The sequence below is a fragment of the Puia dinghuensis genome, from assembly GCF_014642875.1.
Lineage (GTDB): Bacteria > Bacteroidota > Bacteroidia > Chitinophagales > Chitinophagaceae > Puia > Puia dinghuensis.
Map to the genome: position 1 here is coordinate 663,859 of NZ_BMJC01000003.1, position 19,045 is coordinate 682,903.

Genomic DNA, 19,045 nt, shown 5'->3' on the forward strand with positions numbered 1-19,045 from the left:
TTGAGACCCGCCCAACGGCCCAGCGGACCGTTAGACGGGTACAACTAGTGTCCGGGTAGATGAAACCTCGTACACAATGGGCTACACTTCCAGCAATTGCCGGATGGGTTCGATCAACATATCAATATCGCCTGCACCGGCCGTGATCAACAGCTGCGCCGTATCACGGTCACCGGCCTTTTCTTTTATCATTGCCAACACCTCCTGCTTGTCGGTAATGGTCACTTTTGCCTTTTTCATCATCCCGGCAATCAACTCACTGGTCACCCCGGCAATAGGCTGCTCGCGGGCGGGGTAGATGGGCAGCAGGATCACCTCATCCGCTTCGTCAAGACTGGCGGCGAAGCCCTCGGCGAAATCACGGGTACGGGTAAAGAGGTGTGGCTGGAAGATGACGGTGCATTTCATTCCGCCGAACAATTCTTTTGCCCCGCTGATAAGCGCTTTCAACTCTTGCGGGTGATGCGCGTAATCATCGATATAGACCCGGTTAGGTTGTTTGATGATAAACTCAAAGCGTCTTTTTACCCCACGGAAGGCTGCAACGGCCTCCACTATCTTATCACCGGCTATGCCAAGACGATGGGCTATAGCGATTGCCGCAACGACATTTTCCACATTATGGCGGCCACCCATGGGCAGGACTACCTTGTCGATGCTCCAATCACTGCTCATCATCCGGAAGAGATAGTCCCCCTGGTCGATTCGAATTTCTGTAGCGTAGAAGTCCGCGCCGGGAGCCAGGCCATAGGTCAGATGGTGGTCGCCTTTTAAGTCCGCTCCCCGCGCCAACCCTTCTTTACTCAGCAGCAGCCCTCCCGGCTTCAGACAACCGGAGAACTCGATGAAGGCCTGCTGCACTGCTTCTGTGGTGCCGTAGATGTCGAGGTGATCGGCATCCATCGCAGTAATAACAGCTATGTCAGGACTCAGCCGCAAGAAACTGCGGTCATATTCATCGGCTTCCACCACACAGACATTGCGCTCATCACTCCAGTAATTACTGTTATAATTCACCGCAATCCCACCCAGGAAAGCATTACATCCATAGCCGGTATGCCGCAGGATATGGGCGATCATTGTCGTGATGGTCGTCTTGCCGTGTGTCCCGGCGACACAGATATTAAAAGAGCTACGGGTGATGAGGCCCAGCACTTCGCTGCGTTTCAGGAGAGGCTTACCTTGTTGTTGGTAGTATACCAGCTCCTTGTGGTCAGCGGGTACTGCCGGGGTGTAAACCACGAGATCGACATCCTTCGGAATCAGATCGAGGTTCTCTTCATAATGAACGGCGATGCCCTCCTGTTCAAGTTGATGCGTAAGCGAGGTAGCCGTCTTGTCATATCCACTCACGGCCTTACCGTGGAATTTGAAATACCTCGCCAGTGCGCTCATCCCGATGCCGCCGATGCCGATGAAATAAACCGATCGTATATCCTTAAATTCAACCATTTCCTGCTTCTTTTTTTGCCGTTGGCGGGAGGGCGATCTCTTTTAGTATCTCTCCTGCGATGCGGTCGCCGGCGTCCGTGATGGCCAGCCGGCCGATATTTGTTTTCAGCGCCGTCTGCCACCCCGTGTCTTTGGACAACGCGAGAACGGTGTCGACTAACTTATCCTTCGCTTCACTATCTTTTACCAGGAGGCCGGCTTTCTTATTTACCAGGTTTTGCGCGTTTGCCGTCTGGTGGTCTTCCGCCGCAAAAGGGAAAGGCACGAACACAACGGGCTTTTGAACAACACACAGTTCAGCGATGGACATGGCACCCGAGCGCGAGATCACGATATCTGCTGCTGCAAAGGCGTATTCCATTTGGGCGATGAAATCATGTGTCCAGATGTTACCGTGGCCGGCGCTAAGGCTTGCCGCCTGTTCGGCAAAAGGTTTACCCGTTTGCCAGATTAGCTGCAGTCCATTCTTTTCAAAGCCGTCGAGATGCGCGGCAATGGCTTCGTTGATACCTTTGGCGCCCAGCGATCCGCCAGTGGACAACACGGTTTGCTTTGCCGGGTCAAGCCCAAAGAACCGGATACCCTCTTCCCTGGTGACCTTGCTTTGTACGATGGTGCTGCGGACGGGATTGCCCACAACACTGATCCGGCCGGCTGGGAAGAATTTCTCCATACCGTCGGTGGCTACGAATATATGCGTCGCTTTCTTTCCCAATAAGATGTTGCTCTTCCCCGCGAAAGAGTTGCTTTCATGGATGAAGGTGGGTATTCCTTTCGCCTGGGCAGAGCGCAGGACGGGGAAGCTCGAATAGCCGCCGACACCCACTACGGCATCGGGCATAAACGACCGTAGGATCCGGTTCACCTGGAAAAAGCTTTTTATCAGCTTAAAGGGAAGACCGATATTCTTTATCAAAGAGCTCCGGTTAAAGCCGGCGATGGTAATTCCCTCGATCTTATATCCGGCCTGGGGTACTTTCTCCATCTCCATCTTTCCCTGCGCGCCCACGAACAGGATCTCGATAGAGGGGTCCTGCTGTTTCAATGCTCCCGCGATGGCAATGGCGGGAAAGATGTGACCACCTGTTCCGCCGCCTGCTATGATGATGCGTTTGTTCATACGGGTTCCGCCTCCTTTCCGGTGGATGCTGTGGTACGGCCGGCATCGCCTCCTTCGGTGGACTCGACGTTGCGGGCTACACTGAGGATGATGCCGATGGCCAGACAGGTAAACAGGAAACTGCTGCCGCCCATGCTCACCAACGGCAGGGTGACACCTGTCACCGGGAAAAGGTTTACGTTGACTGCCATGTTAGCCAGAGCCTGGATGACAAGGGTGAAGCTAAGCCCCAATGCGAGGAAGGCTCCAAAGGCAAAGGGGCAGCGTCTGAAGATGCGGATGCTGCGCAGCAGGAACACCAGGTAGATGAATACAATAAAAATTCCGCCCACCATTCCGTATTCCTCGATGATGATGGCATAGATGAAGTCGGAATAAGGGTGCGGAAGAAAATTCCGTTGTTGGCTATTGCCGGGGCCCAGACCCAGGATACCACCTTTTGCGATGGCGATCTTGGCTTGGTTTATCTGGTAACTATTATCACCGTTATCTTCTTTTCCGCCATAGACAAAGGTCTCTACGCGGCTGATCCAGGTATCCACCCGGACGAAGAGCCCGCTTTTGCCTTCGACCTTTGGTTTCTCCGTTGTCCCGCCATTGGCGCTATGCCGGATGACGGCTGCGGAGATGAGCAGCGCGACAGGAATAGCCGCCACGCCGATGGTCAGCAGCAAATGTTTGGCGCTGACCCTGCCGATAAACAGGAGCATCAGGCTGGTGGCGCCGATGAGCAGGGCGGTGGAGAGGTTTGCAGGCGCGATCAGCAGACAGATGATGGCTACCGGGGTGATCACGGGCAGGAAGCCGCTGCGGAAATCCTTGATCACATCCTGTTTCTTACTCAGCAGCCGGCCCAGGTACATGAAGAGCGCGAGCTTCGCCAGATCGGAGGTCTGGAAGGTCATATTGATAATGGGCAACCGGATCCAGCGGCTGCCCTCGTTTAGTTTTACTCCAAAGAAGAGCGTATAGAACAGCAAGGGTATGGAGATGATGAAGAGGATTCTTGCCACCTTGGAATAAACAGTATAGTTCACCTGATGGGCAAAGTAGATGATCATTACTCCGACCAGGATGAAAGCAAATTGTTTGAAGAGATAGACCTCGGTGTTGCCCTTGTACATTTTATAGGCCAACAGACCCGTTGAGCTGTACACGACAAGCAGGGACACGACGGCAAGCAGGACTACTGCAGTCCAGATGACCTTGTCGCCCTTCGTCCTCGAACGGAGCCCGCTAAAGGGTGTTCTTTCTATCGTCGTGGTATTGCTCATAGATCGCGGACAGCCTCCTTGAACTGTCTGCCCCTGTCCTCATAATTTTTAAAGAGATCAAAGCTGGCACAAGCCGGGCTCAGAAGAACCACGTCACCCTTGGTTGCAAAATGGAAGGCGGCTTTTACGGCTTCTTCCGCGCTGGCGGTATTGACCATCAGCGGCACATCCTGCTGGAAGGCCTCATGTATCTTCCGGTTGTCCACTCCCAAACAGACGATGGCTTTTACCTTCTCCTTTACCAGGTCACGGATGAGGGAGTAGTCATTCCCTTTGTCGACGCCGCCAAGGATGAGGATGGTCGGTTTTTCCATGCTTTCCAGGGCATACCAGGTGGAGTTGACGTTGGTCGCCTTGGAATCGTTGATAAATTCCACCCCTCTCACGGTGCTGACGTACTCCATCCGATGCTCCAGCGCTTCGAAACTCTGTATCGCCTCGCGAATCTTCTCTTTGCGGATGCCAACGGTGGCGGATGCGATGCCTGCTGCCATGGTGTTGTATTGATTGTGAATGCCTTTGAGGGCAAAATCGTAGATGCTCATTTGTAGTTTCTCACTACCGGTGTTGATGTTCATTTGGCCGTTTCTGATGGATCCTCCTTGGTTGATGTCTTGTTGCATGGTAAATGGTAGTGGGTTAGAGTGAATTTCGAATTGGTCTATATATTTTTTTATGATAGGGTCGTCTGCACAATAGATGAAATAGTCTTCCGCCGTTTGGTTCATCGTAATCCGGAACTTGCTGGCGATGTAGTTCTCGAATTTGTAGTCATAGCGGTCGAGATGGTCTTCGGTGATATTGGTAAGAATGGCTATTTCCGACCGGAAAGCGTGGATATCATCCAGCTGGAAGCTGCTGATCTCGCACACGTACCATTGTTTCGGGTCTTCCGCTACCTGCCGGGCAAAGGAATACCCGATGTTGCCAACCAGCGCAGCATCAAGCCCGCCATGACGGCAGATGTGGTAGGTAAGGGCCGTTGTCGTGCTCTTACCGTTGCTTCCGGTGATGCCGATGACGCGGCCGTCGCCTTTGTGACGCCAGGCCAGTTCGATCTCACTGATCACGGGGATACCCTTTGCCCGAATAGCTTTCACCATCGGGGTCTTGTCGGGGATGCCCGGGCTTTTCATCACTTCATCGGCATCGAGGATCCTGGATTCGGAGTGACCGCCTTCTTCGAAAAGGATGCCATGGTTCTGAAGGTCGCTGCGGTAGGTGTTTTTCAGTTGGCCACCATCGGACAAGAATACCTCGTATCCTTCCTTTTTAGCAAGGATAGCAGCACCAACGCCGCTTTCGCCACCACCGAGTATGACCATTTTTTTCGACATAATTGCTCTTTTCCCCACCGGCCGGCTAATGATTGGCCTTCGGCCGATCCGGCTCCGCCGGATTAGCGGGGTTCTTCATAAGTATTGGACATAACTGCACCACAATTTCTTTTGCTGCGAGGTTGGTGTATGTGGTTTTTCAATTTTAGCTTACCTGATCTTCAACGTCGCTATGGCAAATGCCACGCAGAGGATCGTCACGATCCAAAACCTCGTCACGATCTTGCTCTCATGATAACCCAGCTTTTGATAATGATGATGCAGGGGACTCATGAGAAAGACCCTTTTCCCCTCGCCATATTTCTTTTTTGTATATCGGAAATAGGTGACTTGTATCACTACACTCAGATTTTCCACCAGGAATACGCCACAGAAAATGGGGATCAGCCATTCCTTGCGCACGATAATGGCCAGGGCGGCGATGATGCCACCGAGGGTAAGGCTGCCCGTATCGCCCATGAATACCTGCGCCGGGTAGGCATTATACCAGAGAAAGCCCACACAGGCGCCGATGAGCGCGCCGATGAAGATGGATAATTCCCCCAGGTTGGGGATATACATGATGTTGAGGTATTCCGCAAAGCGGATATTACCGCTGGCATAGGCAAAAATCCCCAGGCAGGCGCCAATGACGGCACTGACGCCGGTGGCGAGACCATCCAATCCATCGGTGAGGTTGGCTCCGTTGGACACTGCCGTGATGATAAAGATCACAATAATGATATAGAGCACCCAGGTGAGCCCTCTTATCGCCTGTGGCAGCAGCTTGGAATAATTGAATTCGTGCGTCTTCACAAAGGGAATGGTGGTGATCGGTTCTTTTGCTTCCACAAAATATTTCTTCTCCTTGTCCAACGTCACGACCTTGATGCCGGTGGTATCGGCCGGAAGTTTAGCTCCCACGTATTCGCGCCAGACGCGAGTGTTGGCGTTGAAGTACAGGGTATATCCTACCACGACGCCCAGCACTACCTGGCCAAGGATCTTGAACCAACCCGCAAGACCGTCCTTGTCGCCTTTTTTGTAGGGCACGCCCGTTTCCTTGGCGATGCGTTTTGCCCGGAGTTTCAGATAGTCATCTATAAAGCCGATGAGCCCAAGCCAGATGGTACTGAAGATCATGAGGCGGATATAGGCTTTATGCAGATCGGCCAGGAGTAAGGTGGGAATGAGGATGGCCAGAATGATGATAAAGCCCCCCATGGTCGGCGTCCCTTTCTTTTGTTGTTCGCCGGCCAGCCCCAGGTCGCGGACGGTCTCGCCTATCTGTTTTCTTACCAGCAGGCGGATCAGTCTTTTGCCAAAGATCATGCTGACGACGAGCGACAAGACAACGGCCACCAGCACCCGGGAGGTAATGAACTGGAACAGGGCGCTGCCCGGCACCTTTATACCGTGTTGTCTAAACCATTCAAATAAGTAGTACAGCATACCTTTTATTTATCCAGCAATTCAAAAAATTCCAATAACACTTGTTTATCGTCAAAGGGATATTTTACCCCTTTTATCTCCTGGTATTTCTCATGTCCTTTTCCCGCAATGAGCAGGATATCTTCGGGGCCGGCGAGGTTCAGCGCCGTGCGGATCGCCTCTTTCCGGTCGGTGATCGAAATATATTTTCTTTTTGCTGCAGTGTTAAGCCCTGCCTCGACGTCGCGAATGATCTGTTCGGGGTCTTCAGTCCGGGGATTATCCGAGGTGATGATGACCCGGTCGCTGTATTCAGCGGCAGCTGCACCCATCAGCGGCCGTTTCGTCTTGTCGCGATCGCCACCGGCTCCCATGACAGTAATGATCTTTTCATGCCCCTTCCTGAGCTTCTGGATCGTGGTCAGCACATTGATCAGCGCATCAGGTGTATGAGCATAGTCCACGATGCCGATGATCTTTTCCTTTGGCGACACCACATAATCGAACCGTCCTTCGGCGCCGCTGAGGGTGCTGAGGACGCGCAGTATCTCGTTCCTGTCCTGCCCCAGGCAGATGGCGGCGCCGTAAACAGCCAGCAGGTTATAGGCGTTGAATTCTCCGATGAGCCGGAAATGGACTTCCTGGTCATTGATGGTCATGACGAGCCCGGTGAGATTGTTCTCCAGGATCCGCCCTTTGAATTCGGCCAGGGTCTTCAGGCTATAGAAATATTTCTTTGCGTTGGTGTTCTGTAACATCACGGCGCCCCGCTTGTCGTCGGCGTTGGAGATGGCAAAGGCATCGGAGGGCAGGGAGTCAAAGAAAGACTTCTTTACCCGGATATATTCATCAAAGGTCTTGTGATAGTCGAGGTGATCTTGGGTGATGTTGCTGAATATTCCCCCCGTGTATCTCAGGCCTGCTACTCGGTGCTGATGGATGGCGTGGGAGCTGGTCTCCATAAAGACATGGGTACAGCCTTCATCCACCATGTCCCTAAGCAGGGCATTGAGATGCAGAGCGTCGGGGGTGGTATGCGTGGCCGCTACGATACGGTCGCCGATGTGGTTCTGAACGGTGCTGAGAAGACCGCATTTATACCCCAGTTCGGAAAAGAGCTTATATAATAAGGTGGCGATGGTCGTTTTCCCGTTGGTCCCGGTGACGCCCACGAGCCTTAGCTTTTCGGATGGCTGGCCGTAGAAGTTGTGCGCGATGACGCCGGCGGAGGCGGCGCTATCCTCCACCTGGATATAGGTGATCCCTTCCTGTAAATTGCCGGGGAGGTCTTCGCAGACGATGGCGATGGCTCCGGCCTCGATCACCGCGGAGATATATTGGTGGCCGTCGACGTGCGTACCTTTCACCGCAATGAACAGGGTGCCGGGTCCTGCGAGCCGGGAGTCTGTTTGCAGATTGGTGATGGCCTTATCGCGGGGCCCTACGATGCTCCGGATACTTACCTTATATACTATGTCCTGCAGGTTTGCCATAACCTTTTCGGCATCTTGTTTAATCCAGTTGAATAAATATTGTTTCTCGTTTTTGCAAGGGGCTGCCCGGCTCGATACTTTGTGTCCTTACTTTTCCACTACCTTTCACCGCAACCCGGAGGTCCATGCCCTCCAGCAGATAGAGCGCGTCTTTCAGCCCCATTCCTTTTACATCCGGCATCATTTGGCGGGATACTGGTTCACGGTTCAACACCGGCTGGCTGCCTCGCGTCGAGGCATAGAGCCGGCCATAGTCGGTACTGCCGGCCGAGTCGGTATAGGTGAGCCCCATTGTCTGTTCGACCAGCTTTATATCGCGGGTGCGGCCGGCATAACAATAGCGGAGGCTATCCTTTGTCAGCGGCGGGGTAGCGGCGAATTCCTGGTCGGCGCTTGTGCTCATCAGGTGATCGGCGACTTCCCGGAAGACCGGTGCAGCTACTGCTGCGCCATAGAATTTCTTTGCAAAGGGTTTGTTCTTTATCACGACGATGCAGGTATATTTCGGGGCAGCAGCCGGGAAATAGCCTACAAAGGTGGATTGATAGATATGATCGGCATAGCCGCGCGAACGATTGGCTACGAGCGCAGTGCCCGTCTTGCCGGCCACTTTATAAAAGGCATCCTTGAAAACCTTCGTGCCTGTACCTTCCGGGTCCTGGCAGACACCGATGAGGCATTCCTTTAATTGGCGAAGGGTTTCATCGCTACAGATCTTTTCTACGATGGCGGTGGGTTGGTTCTCTTTTACGGTGATTCCCGATTCCTGGACAGAGCTGACGAGATAGGGCTTCATCATGCGGCCATTATTGGCGACAGCATTGTATAGGGTGAGCGTCTGCAATGGAGAAACCAGCACTTCATACCCAAATGCCATCCATGGAAGAGCGGTGGCACTCCATGTCCGTGACTTGGGGGTGATGATCACCGGCGTAGATTCACCCACAAGGTCGATACCTGTAGGGCGATCGAGGTGCAGTTTCCGCAGGTGATCGATAAATTGATTGGGATTGGTAGAATAATGCGCAACGGCGAGTTTGGCCATGCCGACGTTGGAGCTGAGCTCAAAAGCCTCTTTTACAGGAACGACATATTTGCCATGTTTTTCCGCGTCGTATACGGTGCGGTTGGATATCTTCCATGTGCCGCCTTCCAGGTTGACGGTATTGCTGAGGGATATCTTTTTATCTTCCAAAAGGGACAACAGAGTCGCCAGCTTGAAAGTGGAGCCGGGTTCGGTGGCGCGGATGGCGTAGTTGAGGTCTTCCCAGTACGTTCCATCGGGTTGGAGGCCGAGATTAGCAATGGCTTTGATCCTGCCGGTCGCCACTTCCATGACGATGCAGGTGCCATGTTCGGCTTCGTTGTCGATCAGTTCTTTCAACAAGGCATTTTCCACGATGTCCTGGATGTTCACATCGATGGTAGTTACAATATCCTTGCCGTTCTCTGCCTCGATCTCATAGCCTTCGACAGGGATATATGTTCCACCGGCGATGTAGCGGACGAGACGACGGCCGGACTCACCTCTGAGAAGAGTGTCATATGTTCTTTCGAGCCCGACGTTTTGGGCATTCGCTCTTGCCAGGCCAATGGTACGATTGGCCAGCAAGCCGAACGGATTCAATCTTTTATTAACCACTTCCGCAATGAAGCCGCTTTTGTTGCGGCCCTGGCGGACGAGGGGGAAGTTGCGGAGTTTCTGGTATTTTTCAAAGGAAACATTGGACTGCAGCTCGTAGTAGCGATCGACGGTTCGGTAGCCTTTTAACAATATCTTTTTGTAGGCTGCAGCGGACTGGTCGTCGAAGAGCGCAGCGAGACAGCCGGAGAGCGAGTCGAGGTTCTCGGTGAAGCGGCGGCCATTCTTTTCGCGGAGGCCGTCGGCGCCAAAGTCGATATAGATGTTGAAATAGGGGATCGAAGTGCTGAGCATGCTGCTGTCCTCGCTGTAGATGGTGCCGCGTTCGGCATCGAGTTCTACGAATTTTTGGTGAAGGCTGTCGCTAAGCCCTTTCCAGTAGGCGCCCTGTACACGCTGGATATAAAATACCTTTCCCAGCACCACGAGCGATAGCGCTACGATGCCGAGAAAGCAGAGGTAGACCCTCCATAATATATCGCGTTTGACTTCCATCTGTTTTATTTCACGGTGTCCACTAGCACATAGGGCGGATGAGTGAGCTCCTTCAGTCCAAAAGGCTCCACAGCCTTCGCCAGCTCGCTCTGTTTGCTCCGGAACATCACTTCACTTTTCAGCGTTTTGTACTCATATTGCAATTCCTTCAGCTCTTTGTTTGTCCGGGTGATATCCCGGGAGATCTTGTCGGCATAATGGCCGTTGTAGATGTAGATCACTGCGAGTGCGGCGAGGAAGAGGAAGAAACCCATATTCTTCATGATCCAGCGATAGCCAAGCAGGGAAGGTTTCCATTTAGTCATTTTATATGCGTTCGGCGATCCGTAGCTTGGCGCTGCGGGATCGTGGGTTTTGGCGTAATTCGGTCTCGCCGGATATCACCGGTTTTTTGGTAATCGCTTTTAACAGGGGGGGTGCCGTACTCTGTCCGAAGGGATCAGACGGGTCTTCGTCTTCGAAGGATCCTTTTTTAAAGAAGTTCTTGACGAGCCTGTCTTCCAGGGAATGAAAGGTGATGATCGCTACACGGCCGCCTATAGAAAGCAGCCCGGGCACCTGTTGCAACATTTCTTTTAAAGCTCCCAATTCATCGTTCACTTCAATGCGTAAGGCTTGAAAAACCTGGGCAAAGTATTTGTTGGGATTCCCTTTCACCACGCTATTCAACGCCGTTTTAAAGTTGGCAATGGTCCTTAGCGACATTGTGCCGCGCATCTGCACGATGGTCCGTGCGAGTGTTCTGGCATTTGTCACTTCCCCATACTGCTCGAATAACTTGTGCAACTGCTGTTCAGACCAGGTATTGACGACCTCATATGCGGTGAGGGTCTGGCGTTGGTCCATCCTCATGTCCATATCGCCTTCAAAGCGATAGGAGAAGCCTCTATGCCCTTCATCGAACTGGTGGCTGCTGACGCCCAGGTCGGCCAATATTCCGTCTACGGCAACGGTTTCGTGCAAACGCAGGAAACGACCGACGTGGCGGAAGTTGTGGGGCAGGAAGGTGATACGGCTGTCATCCGGCAGATTGCGTCGGGCGTCGCTGTCCTGGTCGAAGGCGAAGAGCTTTCCTTTTGGACCCAGCCTTTCGAGGATGCCGCGGGAATGGCCACCGCCGCCAAAGGTGAGGTCGACATAGACCCCTTGAGGCCGGATGGCTAGCCCGTCAAGCGTCTCCTGCAGAAGGACGGGCAGGTGATAAGAATAATCGCCTTTATTGTCCTGGCTGTTCGACGTCGTCATGACGTGAGCCCTCCCGGGTTCATCACCTGCTTAGCCAGGCTGCTGAATGCTTCCGGTGAAAAAGATTCAAAGAACTGTTGGTACTTACTTTTATCCCAGATTTCGATCTTGTCTACTGCTGCCGCCAGTACGATGTCTTTTTCGAGACCGGCGTGTTCTTTTAAGTTTTGAGGGATCAACAACCGCCCGGCGGAATCCAGTTCGACCATTGTCGCCCCATTCAGGAAATATCTCCTGAATTGACGAACTTCGGGGTCAAAATCATTTAATTGGCTTACCCTGGCGAATATGGGTTCCCAGCTTTTCATCGGATAGAGACTTAGGCATTTTTCAAATCCGCGATTGATGACAAACTGGGCGGGACCGTCTTCCGGCAATTGCTTTTTGAAGCCGACCGGAAGCAGGAAGCGACCTTTCGAGTCCAAAGTAGCTTCGTATTCGCCCAGAAAACCAATCATTTATGAAGAGTTGAATCAATTTTGACTAATACTAACACAAAATAACACTTTTTCCCACTTTATTAAGGGAAATGGATAAATTTAATTTTTCCACAATAGTGTATTGTGTTTCTGTGTGTTGTCGCAGATGCAGTTGGGTGGTGATCGTCGGGTTTTGGGGGCTTTTTGGGCTGTGCGCAGCGTGTGAATTGCGGTGGATAAGCCGTGCATAACAGCAGTTTTAATGAGGATAACCTCCAAATAATTCACATTCGCCATAAAATAGCATCCTATATGCCTGTTGCCGGTTATTCAGGAACACCTTTATTGAAAAAGCTGGGAATCAAAGAAGGCTGGAAGATCCGGCTCATCGGCGCTCCGGCCGATTATTTTGCCCTGCTGGAAGCCGATCTTTCAAAGCAGGTGTGTACGGCAAGGCCACCGATCTCACCGAAGAGCTGATCCGCAACTATGCCCTGGCCAATGGATTGGTAGACATCAAAGTATGCGCTGTCAGCGAAGACTGGAGCGGGCTAAAGCTTGTTGTGCCGGTGAAGAAGCGGTGAGAGCCCGGAGAGTGGCGGCCCAGGCGGAAAGTCGTACCTTCGCGCGACAAAGCCGACGGCAGTTAGCCGTTACTTCTATGCAGCCCAAAGACATTTCCATCTCGGATTACCATTACGATCTCCCCGCGGAACATATTGCTTATCATCCTTTGCCTGAAAGGGATGCAAGCCGGTTGCTGATCTACCGGGGAGGAGCCATCAGCGAAGACATTTACCGCAACATCGCCGGCCATTTGCCCGAAGAAAGCCTGTTGGTATTTAACAATACCAGGGTTGTCGAAGCCCGCATCGAGTTTCGGAAAGAGACGGGTGCGCGCATCGAGATCTTTTGCCTCGAGCCGCCGGCTGACTATGGCGGCATTGCTGCGGCCCTGCAGCAGAAGGGAAGGGTGAAGTGGAAATGCCTCATCGGCGGGGCTTCGAAGTGGAAGCACGGACAGGTGCTGAGTAAGAAGATTGGCGCGGCCGGCCTGCATGCAGCAGACTGGGGGCGACGTGAGGAGCCAGGCGATGGCCTTGTGCTGGAAGCCCGCTACCTGGAGAAATCGGAAGATGCCTTCCTCATCGAGTTGTCCTGGACACCGGCAGAGCTAAGCTTTGTCGAATTGCTGCACCGTGCGGGATTCATCCCTCTCCCACCCTATATCCACCGCCAGGCGGAAGCGGAGGATAGCGAAAGATATCAGACGATTTATGCCCGGCAGGAGGGATCGGTGGCGGCGCCGACGGCAGGGCTGCATTTTACCGGGACGATCTTTCATTCGCTGGCAGAACGAAAGATCAGGCGCAGCTTTGTCACCCTGCATGTCGGGGCAGGCACCTTTTTGCCGGTGAAGGCAGCGACGCTTGGCGGACATGTCATGCACACTGAATTTATTGACGTGAGCCGGGAGTGTATCCGCGAATTGAGAGAAACGCTGCAGACAGGGAAACCGGTGGTTGCCGTAGGCACCACCTCGGCGCGAACGCTGGAAAGCCTGTACTGGCTGGGATTGAAGGCCATGGGGAATGAAGAGCTCATCGTTTACCAATGGGACGCTTATGCAGGAAAGGATGAGGGTATCACGGCCACCGATGCGCTGTCGGCCCTTCTGATCCACATGGAGGAGAAGACGATGTCCCGCCTGATGACCACAACACAATTGCTGATCACACCAGGGTATGACTGGAAGGTCGTCTCCGGTCTGGTGACGAATTTCCACCAGCCTGAGTCGACGTTGTTATTGCTGATCGCGTCTTTCATCGGGGAAGACTGGCGGCGCGTTTATTCCTATGCGCTGGAGCATGGGTTCCGATTCCTCAGCTATGGGGATGGATGTTTGTTGTGGCCGCTTAATTGTGCTTCAGCGGGAATTCGAGGGTGAAAGTGGTGCCTTTGCCGACGGTGCTGTCCACCTTTATCTTTCCTTCATGTGCTTCGACGATAGTCTTTACATAGCTGAGACCCAGCCCGAACCCTTTTACATTATGCAGATTGCCGGTATGCGCGCGGTAAAACTTCTCGAAGATGCGACGCTGGGTCTCCTTGCCCATCCCAATACCATTGTCTTCGATGCGGATGACGAGGTTCTTTGGTGTGCTATGCGTTGTGAGCCGGATGAGCAGGTTCTCCTTTGAGTATTTTATCGCGTTGTCGACGAGGTTGGTGATGATATTCGTGAAATGCACTTCATCAGCCAGGATCAGGTCGTTCTTTGCGTTAAGCTGCAGCTCGGAACGACCGCCCTTCCCTTCCAATTGCAGATGAAAATTCTCCATCGCCTCCTGGATGATGACGTGCGCATGCAGGGCGCGCTTGTTGAGCTGTTGTTCCTGCCGGTCAAGAAGGGAGGCCTGGAGGATTGTTTCCACCTGTTTGTTCATCCGCTTATTCTCTTCCTTTATAATACCAGTGAAATATTCCGACTTAGTGCGATCTTGGATCACCTTCTCATTGCGCAAGGCGTCCACCGCAAGGGAGATGGTAGCAAGGGGCGTCTTGAACTCATGGGTCATGTTGTTGATAAAGTCGTTCTTTATTTCGCTGAGCTTTTTCTGCCGCACCAGGGCGTTCACGGTTACATAGAAAGCAGCGATGATGACAAGGGTGAAGAAGATAGCGCCGGCGATCATGGCCCGCATCTCTCCGAGGACAATGTTTTTGAAATCAGGGATGACGACGACCAGTACCTCATCGGGCAGGGCGCTGCTGCCATCTGCGCTCTCGGGAGCCTGTAAAGGCATAACGGCAAACTTATTATTGGTCGTGTCCTCTATTTCTCTCAGGAAGTTTTTTGACCGAAGCTCGAGAGGATGATAGTTGAGGCCGGAGCCGCCGGCGTCGGATGTTACAGAAAATTCAAAACGGGTGTTCTTCAATCCTACGAGATTGAAGGCCTTACGCATCTTGTCACTGATATCATCGACCGTATATCGCTCTGCGACAGTGGGTATCCGCATCAGTTCCATCTGAAAGGGGTCCATCGGCCGCAATAATCCGGGCTTCAGCCTCAGCACTTTAGCCGGGTTACCCCTTTGCGCCACCAGTTCCTGCGCGACATAGTTGGTAGCGTCTACCAGCTTATGTTTCAGCTCCTCCTGCTTATTCTCCAGCATCGTGAATATCCAGTTGATCTGGATATAAATACTGCCGATCAGGGATAGGGTGATCAAAACAAAAATGACAGGGAAAATTTTTTTCAAACCCATACTTTTTGGTCCATCTGTAAAATTATTCAAAAGGTTGGAGGCTGCCCTTGTTAACTTTTTCGGGGAGGGCGATTTAACGAAGCTTTCACAAAGAAAGGGGATTTCAACCTAAAATTCAGTATATTAGTATATATGGGTTATAAAAGATCCATTTTTTTTTGGGGGCATTTTGATATCCCACAGGAATACTTAATTTAGATAGTATGGAGAGCCCGGCACCAGGCATATTATTGATCGCTGATCCCTTTTTGAAAGACCCAAATTTCATGCGTACGGTCGTGTTTCTATGTGAGCACCAGGATGAAGGCAGCTTTGGATTTGTACTGAACAAGAACTACGAATATACGCTCGACGAGCTGGTAAGCGGGCTGGACGACCTGAAGAAGATACCGGTGTATCTTGGCGGGCCCGTACAGATGGACACCATTCATTTCCTTCATCAATACCCGGATAAAATTGCCGGTGGATACGAGATCATCGACGGCGTTTTTTGGGGCGGAAGCTTTGAAACGGCGATCGATCTCATCAGGAATGGAGAGATCGACATGGGAAAGATCCGGTTTTACATCGGCTATTCCGGCTGGGGAAGCGGGCAACTCGCCGATGAGCTAAAAGAAAAATCCTGGTTAACGGTACCGGCCAGCCGGCCATTGGTCTTTCATAAAAAACCTTCCGAGATTTGGAAGGATGCGCTTCGCCATCTCGGCGGCGAGTATGAGATGATGGTGAATTTCCCTATCGATCCGCAATTGAATTAAAAGCAGAGACCCCGGCAGAAGCCGGGGTCTTAAAACTAACATTTCGTTCCGTCGGGGAAGGACTTACGATTTGCCTTCAACAGGTACTGCGCCTTCAACCAATACTGTAGCCTTATTGTGAATTACCTCCACGAATCCGCTTTGGATCGTGAAGAATGCAAGGTGATTGCTTTTATCTTTCAGGACCTTTACCTGGCCGGCTTTCAGGGCACTCACCAGGGGTGCGTGACGGTCCAATACTTCGAAAAGGCCGTCGACTCCGGGCAGTTGCACACCGTACACATCGGCACTGAACAACTTTTTCTCAGGTGTTAATATTTCCAGGTTCATTAGTAGTATTTAGAATTTAACCCCGAGCCTGGGCCAGTAATTTCTTACCTTTTTCGATAGCGTCGTCGATATTCCCTACCAGGTTGAAAGCTGCTTCGGGATATTCGTCTACTTCCCCGTCCATGATCATGTTGAATCCGCGGATGGTCTCGTCGATGGGAACGAGCACCCCTTTCAAGCCGGTGAACTGTTCTGCCACGTGGAAGGGCTGGGACAGGAAACGCTGTACCTTACGCGCGCGGGCAACGGTCATTTTATCTTCGTCGCTCAGTTCGTCCAGACCGAGGATGGCGATGATATCCTGCAGTTCCTTATAACGCTGAAGGATAAGCTTTACGCGGTTGGCGCAATTGTAATGGGCGTCGCCGACGATCTTGGGCGTCAGGATACGGGAAGTGGAATCCAGGGGATCAACCGCAGGATAGATACCGAGGTCGGCGATCTTACGGCTCAATACGGTGGTAGCATCCAGGTGAGCGAAAGTAGTAGCGGGAGCCGGGTCGGTCAGGTCATCCGCAGGCACGTAGACGGCCTGTACGGAAGTGATGGAACCATTCTTTGTAGAAGTGATCCTTTCCTGCATAAGACCCATTTCCGTTGCAAGGGTGGGCTGGTATCCTACGGCGGAGGGCATACGACCCAACAGTGCGGATACTTCAGAACCGGCCTGAGTGAAACGGAAGATATTGTCGACGAAGAAGAGGATGTCCCGACCCTGGCCTTTGCCGTCGCCGTCACGATAATATTCCGCGATGGTAAGACCGCTGAGGGCCACACGGGCGCGGGCGCCAGGGGGTTCGTTCATCTGACCGAATACGAAGGTGGCTTTGGATTCAGCCAGCTCGTGCATGTTGACCTTGTTCAGATCCCACCCGCCATGTTCCATGCTATGTTTGAACTCTTCACCGTATTTCATGATACCGGCTTCGATCATTTCGCGCATGAGGTCGTTACCCTCACGGGTGCGCTCACCCACGCCGGCAAAAACAGAGAGACCGGAATAGGCTTTTGCAATATTATTGATCAACTCCTGGATAAGCACGGTCTTTCCTACACCCGCACCACCAAACAGACCGATCTTACCGCCCTTTGCATAGGGTTCGATGAGATCGATCACCTTGATACCGGTAAACAGCACTTCGGTGCTGGTGCTCAGGTTTTCGAAGGCGGGGGGATTGGCGTGGATGGGGCGGCCGCCGACTTTGGAAACGGCGGGCAATCCGTCGATGGGGTCACCCGTTACGTTGAACAGGCGGCCTTTGATCCCTTCGCCGGTAGGCATAGCAATGGCGTTGCCGGTATCGGTAACATCGAGTCCGCGGACAAGCCCTTCGGTACCGTCCATGGCTATGCAGCGGACGCTGTCTTCTCCCAGATGCTGCTGGACTTCCAGAACGAGGGTTTCACCATTGGACTTTTTCAATTCCAGTGCATTATAGATCTCGGGGAGCTTGCCTTCAAACTGCACATCGATCACCGCACCGATGATTTGTTTGATCTTACCGTTACTTGCCATATACTATTTAATCAATTTTGCCGCAAAGGTAAGGGGACGGGGGGAAAGTAAAAAGACCTATATTTGTTTTACTGTTCGGCTATGCAACTGATAGAAGTCACCAATTCAGACACGGCAAAGGAATTCATCCAAGCGAATGTAGAACTCAACCGGAATGTTCCGGGTTATATTCGCCCTATTGACAAGGAAATCAATGAAGTATTTGACAAAAACTACAACAAGGCCTTCCGCCATGGGGAAGCGACCCGTTGGATATTGAAGGATGATGGCGGCCGGCTGATCGGCCGCATCGCTGCCTTCGTAAACAAAAAGTACAAAAACAAGGGTGATGACGTGCCAGTTGGCGGGGTTGGTTTCTTTGATTGCATTGATAATCAGGAGGCTGCAGATATACTGCTGGATGTGGCCAAACACTGGCTGGGTCAGCGGGGGATGGAGGCGATGGATGGCCCTATCAATTTTGGTGAACGGGATAAGTGGTGGGGGCTGCTGGTGGAGGGTTTTCACGAGCCTTTGTGGTCGATGAACTTCAACCCTCCATATTATAAGGAGTTGTTGGAGAATTATGGCTTTAAGCCCTTCTTCCACCAGTTGTGTTTTGGCCTCGACCCCTTGAAGCCTCTTAGCGCAAAGATCGCGCAGCGGCACGATGCTCTTGCCGCGGATCCCCTCTACAACGCCCATAACATTGAAAAAAAGAAGCTCGAAAAGTACGCCATGGACTTCGTTGAGGTCTATAATGCGTCTTATGCCGGTCATGGCGGGTTGAAGGAGATGAAAAAGGACCAGGCTTTGCAGCTGTTCAAGCGGATGAAGCCCCTGTTAGACGAAAAAATTGCCTGGTTTGCCTATTATGGGGAGCGGCCCATCGCCCTCTTTCTCAATATCCCCGAATTGAACCAGTACTATAAGCATTTCAATGGGAAGCTGGGGTTGCTGCAAAAGCTACAATTCCTCTGGCTTCGGAGCCGCGGCGCTTGCCGCCATTTTACCGGGATCATCTTCGCGCTGATCCCCGAATTCCAGCAAAAGGGAGTGGATGCGTATATCATCCAAAAAATGGCGGAAGCCGTTCAGCCCGCAAAATTCTATGTCCATTACGAGATGCAATGGATAGGGGATTTCAACCCCAAGATGATCAATGTGGCGAAGTCGCTCGGCGAGACATATGTCAGCCGGAAGCTGACGACCTATCGGTATCTGTTCGATCGGGGCAAGGAATTCAAGCGGCATCCGATGGTGGGGGTGTAAAAAATTAAGGCCGGCTGACGCCGGCCTTTTT

General features: G+C 52.3%; 18 protein-coding genes. 5 read left to right on the top strand and 13 right to left on the bottom strand.

Features of this window, described 5'->3' with window-relative positions; genetic code table 11:
- Nucleotides 1-81 precede the first annotated feature (81 nt).
- The 10 genes from murC to mraZ all read right to left on the bottom strand — a co-directional run bounded on the left by murC (nt 82) and on the right by mraZ (nt 11,926).
- On the bottom strand, nt 82-1,452 hold the full coding sequence (gene murC, locus IEY39_RS16005; protein WP_188933324.1) for a UDP-N-acetylmuramate--L-alanine ligase: 1,371 nt from the start codon (nt 1,450-1,452) through the stop codon (nt 82-84).
- The gene (gene murG / locus IEY39_RS16010) at nt 1,445-2,572 is read right to left on the bottom strand and encodes an undecaprenyldiphospho-muramoylpentapeptide beta-N-acetylglucosaminyltransferase (RefSeq protein ID WP_188933325.1); all 1,128 of its coding nucleotides are present in this window, start codon (nt 2,570-2,572) and stop codon (nt 1,445-1,447) included. Before murG ends, murC begins: the two co-directional genes overlap by 8 nt.
- Nucleotides 2,569-3,846 (bottom strand): FtsW/RodA/SpoVE family cell cycle protein, encoded by a 1,278-nt coding sequence (locus IEY39_RS16015; protein ID WP_188933326.1) that lies wholly within the window; start codon nt 3,844-3,846, stop codon nt 2,569-2,571. Before IEY39_RS16015 ends, murG begins: the two co-directional genes overlap by 4 nt.
- Nucleotides 3,843-5,183 (bottom strand): UDP-N-acetylmuramoyl-L-alanine--D-glutamate ligase, encoded by a 1,341-nt coding sequence (gene murD, locus IEY39_RS16020; RefSeq protein WP_188933328.1) that lies wholly within the window; start codon nt 5,181-5,183, stop codon nt 3,843-3,845. The genes IEY39_RS16015 and murD overlap by 4 nt, the downstream gene beginning before the upstream one ends.
- A gap of 150 nt (nt 5,184-5,333) precedes the next feature.
- Nucleotides 5,334-6,614: a phospho-N-acetylmuramoyl-pentapeptide-transferase gene (gene mraY / locus IEY39_RS16025; RefSeq protein ID WP_188933329.1), complete on the bottom strand. Its 1,281-nt coding sequence runs from the start codon at nt 6,612-6,614 to the stop codon at nt 5,334-5,336.
- Between the two features lie 5 nt (nt 6,615-6,619).
- Nucleotides 6,620-8,086 carry a UDP-N-acetylmuramoyl-L-alanyl-D-glutamate--2,6-diaminopimelate ligase gene (locus IEY39_RS16030; RefSeq protein WP_188933330.1) on the bottom strand — a complete coding sequence of 489 codons (1,467 nt, stop codon included), beginning with the start codon at nt 8,084-8,086 and terminating at the stop codon, nt 6,620-6,622.
- A gap of 19 nt (nt 8,087-8,105) precedes the next feature.
- Nucleotides 8,106-10,223, bottom strand: a complete 2,118-nt coding sequence (locus IEY39_RS16035; RefSeq protein ID WP_188933331.1) for a PASTA domain-containing penicillin-binding protein — start codon at nt 10,221-10,223, stop codon at nt 8,106-8,108.
- Nucleotides 10,224-10,228: 5 nt separating this feature from the next.
- Nucleotides 10,229-10,528, bottom strand: coding sequence for an FtsL-like putative cell division protein (locus IEY39_RS16040; protein WP_188933332.1), 300 nt, complete (start codon nt 10,526-10,528; stop codon nt 10,229-10,231).
- A gap of 1 nt (nt 10,529) precedes the next feature.
- On the bottom strand, nt 10,530-11,468 hold the full coding sequence (gene rsmH, locus IEY39_RS16045) for a 16S rRNA (cytosine(1402)-N(4))-methyltransferase RsmH (protein WP_188933334.1): 939 nt from the start codon (nt 11,466-11,468) through the stop codon (nt 10,530-10,532).
- Nucleotides 11,465-11,926, bottom strand: coding sequence for a division/cell wall cluster transcriptional repressor MraZ (gene mraZ, locus IEY39_RS16050; RefSeq protein ID WP_188933336.1), 462 nt, complete (start codon nt 11,924-11,926; stop codon nt 11,465-11,467). Before mraZ ends, rsmH begins: the two co-directional genes overlap by 4 nt.
- A 273-nt stretch (nt 11,927-12,199) precedes the next feature.
- On the opposite strand from mraZ, the gene IEY39_RS29825 reads away from it, so the two are divergent.
- From IEY39_RS29825 to IEY39_RS16060, 3 genes are all read left to right on the top strand, one after another.
- The gene (locus IEY39_RS29825) at nt 12,200-12,367 is read left to right on the top strand and encodes a hypothetical protein (protein WP_229688933.1); all 168 of its coding nucleotides are present in this window, start codon (nt 12,200-12,202) and stop codon (nt 12,365-12,367) included.
- Nucleotides 12,331-12,471 (top strand): DUF3052 domain-containing protein, encoded by a 141-nt coding sequence (locus IEY39_RS29830; RefSeq protein WP_229688934.1) that lies wholly within the window; start codon nt 12,331-12,333, stop codon nt 12,469-12,471. The genes IEY39_RS29825 and IEY39_RS29830 overlap by 37 nt, the downstream gene beginning before the upstream one ends.
- A 77-nt stretch (nt 12,472-12,548) precedes the next feature.
- Complete coding sequence (locus IEY39_RS16060) at nt 12,549-13,835, top strand: S-adenosylmethionine:tRNA ribosyltransferase-isomerase (protein ID WP_188933338.1); 1,287 nt, start codon at nt 12,549-12,551, stop codon at nt 13,833-13,835.
- Here the strand turns inward: IEY39_RS16060 and IEY39_RS16065 are convergent.
- Nucleotides 13,804-15,159: a sensor histidine kinase gene (locus IEY39_RS16065; protein ID WP_188933340.1), complete on the bottom strand. Its 1,356-nt coding sequence runs from the start codon at nt 15,157-15,159 to the stop codon at nt 13,804-13,806. The two genes, IEY39_RS16060 and IEY39_RS16065, sit on opposite strands and share 32 nt — an antisense overlap.
- Before the next feature lie 203 nt (nt 15,160-15,362).
- Between IEY39_RS16065 and IEY39_RS16070 the strand changes: the two genes are divergently transcribed.
- Nucleotides 15,363-15,917, top strand: coding sequence for a YqgE/AlgH family protein (locus IEY39_RS16070; protein ID WP_188933342.1), 555 nt, complete (start codon nt 15,363-15,365; stop codon nt 15,915-15,917).
- A gap of 63 nt (nt 15,918-15,980) precedes the next feature.
- On the opposite strand, the gene atpC is transcribed toward IEY39_RS16070, so the two are convergent.
- Both atpC and atpD read right to left on the bottom strand, forming a co-directional pair.
- The gene (gene atpC, locus IEY39_RS16075; RefSeq protein ID WP_188933344.1) at nt 15,981-16,247 is read right to left on the bottom strand and encodes an ATP synthase F1 subunit epsilon; all 267 of its coding nucleotides are present in this window, start codon (nt 16,245-16,247) and stop codon (nt 15,981-15,983) included.
- Nucleotides 16,248-16,263: 16 nt separating this feature from the next.
- On the bottom strand, nt 16,264-17,763 hold the full coding sequence (gene atpD / locus IEY39_RS16080; RefSeq protein ID WP_188933346.1) for a F0F1 ATP synthase subunit beta: 1,500 nt from the start codon (nt 17,761-17,763) through the stop codon (nt 16,264-16,266).
- Between the two features lie 81 nt (nt 17,764-17,844).
- Between atpD and IEY39_RS16085 the strand changes: the two genes are divergently transcribed.
- Nucleotides 17,845-19,014 (top strand): hypothetical protein, encoded by a 1,170-nt coding sequence (locus IEY39_RS16085; RefSeq protein WP_188933347.1) that lies wholly within the window; start codon nt 17,845-17,847, stop codon nt 19,012-19,014.
- Nucleotides 19,015-19,045: the final 31 nt, after the last annotated feature.

What these genes read in the sequence shown, in the direction of transcription:
- murC (WP_188933324.1), bottom strand. Translation starts at nt 1,452, where the DNA reads ATGGTTGAATTTAAGGATATACGATCGGTTTATTTCATCGGCATCGGC.
- murG (WP_188933325.1), bottom strand. Translation starts at nt 2,572, where the DNA reads ATGAACAAACGCATCATCATAGCAGGCGGCGGAACAGGTGGTCACATC.
- IEY39_RS16015 (WP_188933326.1), bottom strand. Translation starts at nt 3,846, where the DNA reads ATGAGCAATACCACGACGATAGAAAGAACACCCTTTAGCGGGCTCCGT.
- murD (WP_188933328.1), bottom strand. Translation starts at nt 5,183, where the DNA reads ATGTCGAAAAAAATGGTCATACTCGGTGGTGGCGAAAGCGGCGTTGGT.
- mraY (WP_188933329.1), bottom strand. Translation starts at nt 6,614, where the DNA reads ATGCTGTACTACTTATTTGAATGGTTTAGACAACACGGTATAAAGGTG.
- IEY39_RS16030 (WP_188933330.1), bottom strand. Translation starts at nt 8,086, where the DNA reads ATGGCAAACCTGCAGGACATAGTATATAAGGTAAGTATCCGGAGCATC.
- IEY39_RS16035 (WP_188933331.1), bottom strand. Translation starts at nt 10,223, where the DNA reads ATGGAAGTCAAACGCGATATATTATGGAGGGTCTACCTCTGCTTTCTC.
- IEY39_RS16040 (WP_188933332.1), bottom strand. Translation starts at nt 10,528, where the DNA reads ATGACTAAATGGAAACCTTCCCTGCTTGGCTATCGCTGGATCATGAAG.
- rsmH (WP_188933334.1), bottom strand. Translation starts at nt 11,468, where the DNA reads ATGACGACGTCGAACAGCCAGGACAATAAAGGCGATTATTCTTATCAC.
- mraZ (WP_188933336.1), bottom strand. Translation starts at nt 11,926, where the DNA reads ATGATTGGTTTTCTGGGCGAATACGAAGCTACTTTGGACTCGAAAGGT.
- IEY39_RS29825 (WP_229688933.1), top strand. Translation starts at nt 12,200, where the DNA reads ATGCCTGTTGCCGGTTATTCAGGAACACCTTTATTGAAAAAGCTGGGA.
- IEY39_RS16060 (WP_188933338.1), top strand. Translation starts at nt 12,549, where the DNA reads ATGCAGCCCAAAGACATTTCCATCTCGGATTACCATTACGATCTCCCC.
- IEY39_RS16065 (WP_188933340.1), bottom strand. Translation starts at nt 15,159, where the DNA reads ATGGGTTTGAAAAAAATTTTCCCTGTCATTTTTGTTTTGATCACCCTA.
- IEY39_RS16070 (WP_188933342.1), top strand. Translation starts at nt 15,363, where the DNA reads ATGGAGAGCCCGGCACCAGGCATATTATTGATCGCTGATCCCTTTTTG.
- atpC (WP_188933344.1), bottom strand. Translation starts at nt 16,247, where the DNA reads ATGAACCTGGAAATATTAACACCTGAGAAAAAGTTGTTCAGTGCCGAT.
- atpD (WP_188933346.1), bottom strand. Translation starts at nt 17,763, where the DNA reads ATGGCAAGTAACGGTAAGATCAAACAAATCATCGGTGCGGTGATCGAT.
- IEY39_RS16085 (WP_188933347.1), top strand. Translation starts at nt 17,845, where the DNA reads ATGCAACTGATAGAAGTCACCAATTCAGACACGGCAAAGGAATTCATC.